We start from the raw sequence: 2,013 nt of genomic DNA, 5'->3' as shown, positions 1-2,013 counted from the left end.
GTCGTGCTGCCGGCCGTCCCACGACAGCAGCGCGCCGCGCAGGCCGTCGCCGTCCAGCACGGGCGCCAGCGTGCGGGTGCGGGCCGCGTTCAGCCGGGTGGGCCCGGGCAGCAGCCTGCGCGGCGTGCGCGCGGCGGCCCGCAGGCTGTCGCCGAGCCGGTAGCCGCTCATCACCAGGGCCGCCTGCCGCCGCGAGACCTCCTTGGTGAGCGGCAGCAGGTACGGGTGCGCCGCGACCAGGTGCGGAGCGGTCGTGCGGAGCAGGATGCCGCGCTCGACCGCGCTCTCGTAGGCCACGTCCACCTGCCCCTTGGCCAGGTAGCGCAGGCCGCCGTGAATCATCTTGGAGCTCCACCTGGACGTCCCGAACGCCAGGTCGTGCGCGTCGATCGCCGCTACGCTCAACCCTCGGGACGCGGCGTCGAGCGCGGCGCCCGCGCCCGTCGCGCCGAGCCCCACCACGAGCACGTCCAGCCGTTCCTCCGCGACCTGGCGGAGCTCACGGGATCGTCTGCGGGCGTTCAGTGAGCTATCCAAGGTAGGCCTCCAGCATGGCGGCGAGCTCGTCGTCGAGCTCGTCCAGGGTCACGGGGCCGAGCATCGTGGGCGCCGACAGCAGGAACGACTGCGCCGCCAGTAGCACCGCGCGCGCTTTTCGCGGGTCGCCGACCGCGCGCTCGAGGACGTCGAGTACGGCCTCCTGGCTCGCGCCCCTCCGGTCGAGCAGGTACGGCATGAGCAGCTCGGGATCGGCCTCCACGATCTTCCGCCACAACGGGTGCGCGCGCAGCTCCCGTACCCCCGCGACGACCGCTCGCACCGGGTCGGACAAGTCGAGCCCCTCGACCACCCGCACCCACTCCCTGGTCATCAGGTCCGCGACCAGCGTGCGTACGTCGGGCCAGCGGCGGTAGATCGTCATCCGCGACACCCCGGCCCTGCGTGCCACGTCCGTGAGCGTCGTCCTGCGCACCCCGTACGCGAGCACGCAGTCGCGGGCCGCGTCCAGAACGCCGTCATTGTGACGATTCAACGTCATGTGTCACAGTGTAAGCGTGCCTAGAGAACCGATGTTGTGGTCCGGCTGGGGCGATCCCGCCAAGGCCCGCGAGCTGCCTGAGCAGGTTCGCCGGCTGCTGCACGACTTCCTCGGCGTGCGCGCGCCCGGCGCCCCGGCGGTCGCCCTGGAGTCGGTGCGCCTGCCGCCGGTCGCCCTGCCCGGGCCGCTGGTCGACGCGCTGGCCAAGATCGTCGGCTCCGCCCACGTGCTGACCTCGCACGAGGCGCGCGTACGCCACACCCGCGGCAAGTCCACACCTGACCTGCTGCGGATGCGCACGGGGGACGGCTCCGACGCTCCCGACGCGGTGGTGCTGCCCGGCTCGCACGAGGAGGTGGCCGAGCTGCTGCGGGTGTGCTCCGCGGAGCGCGTCGCCGTGGTGCCCTTCGGCGGCGGCACCTCCGTGGTGGGCGGGCTCGCGGCCGCCCGCTCCGGCTTCGCCGGGGTGATCGCGCTCGACCTGGGACGGCTCGACCGGCTGCTCTCCGTGGACCTGGAGTCTCTCGTGGCCTCGTTCGAGCCGGGGGTGCGCGCTCCCGAGGCCGAACGGCTGCTCGCCGGGAGCGGGCTGACGCTGGGACACTTCCCCCAGTCCTTCGAGTACGCCACGCTCGGCGGCTTCGCGGCGGCCCGCTCCAGCGGGCAGGCCTCAGCCGGGTACGGGCGCTTCGACGACATGGTCATGGGCCTCACTCTGGCCACGCCGTCGGGCACCCTGGACCTCGGGCGCGCCCCCAAGTCGGCGGCCGGGCCCGATCTGCGCCAGCTCGTGCTCGGCTCCGAGGGTGCCTTCGGCGTGATCACGTCGCTCAGGCTGCGCGTGCGGCGGGCTCCCGCCGAGCGCCGGTACGAAGGCTGGCGGTTCGGGACGTTCGCGGAGGGATCGGCGGCCGTGCGCGCGCTCGCCCAGGAAGGGCCGCTGCCCACCGTGCTGCGGCTGTCGGACGAGACCG

3 protein-coding genes are annotated in these 2,013 nt (G+C 74.0%); 1 reads left to right on the top strand and 2 read right to left on the bottom strand.

The genetic code is table 11. The annotated features are described in order from the left end of the window. Positions 1-537, bottom strand: a 537-nt coding sequence (locus AB0J09_RS63435) for an FAD-dependent oxidoreductase (protein ID WP_360714005.1), incomplete at its 3' end; no start/stop codon positions are given. Beyond that, positions 530-1,039: a helix-turn-helix domain-containing protein gene (locus tag AB0J09_RS63430; protein WP_360714003.1), complete on the bottom strand. Its 510-nt coding sequence runs from the start codon at positions 1,037-1,039 to the stop codon at positions 530-532. The genes AB0J09_RS63430 and AB0J09_RS63435, both read right to left, overlap by 8 nt. Positions 1,040-1,070: 31 nt before the next feature. On the opposite strand from AB0J09_RS63430, the gene AB0J09_RS63425 reads away from it, so the two are divergent. After that, a partial coding sequence (locus tag AB0J09_RS63425) for an FAD-binding oxidoreductase (RefSeq protein WP_360714007.1) occupies positions 1,071-2,013 on the top strand: 943 nt, incomplete at its 3' end.

The sequence above is a fragment of the Nonomuraea sp. NPDC049784 genome (assembly GCF_040659615.1).
In the GTDB taxonomy this organism is placed as follows: domain Bacteria; phylum Actinomycetota; class Actinomycetes; order Streptosporangiales; family Streptosporangiaceae; genus Nonomuraea.
This window is presented reverse-complemented; position numbering and strand designations above follow the sequence as displayed.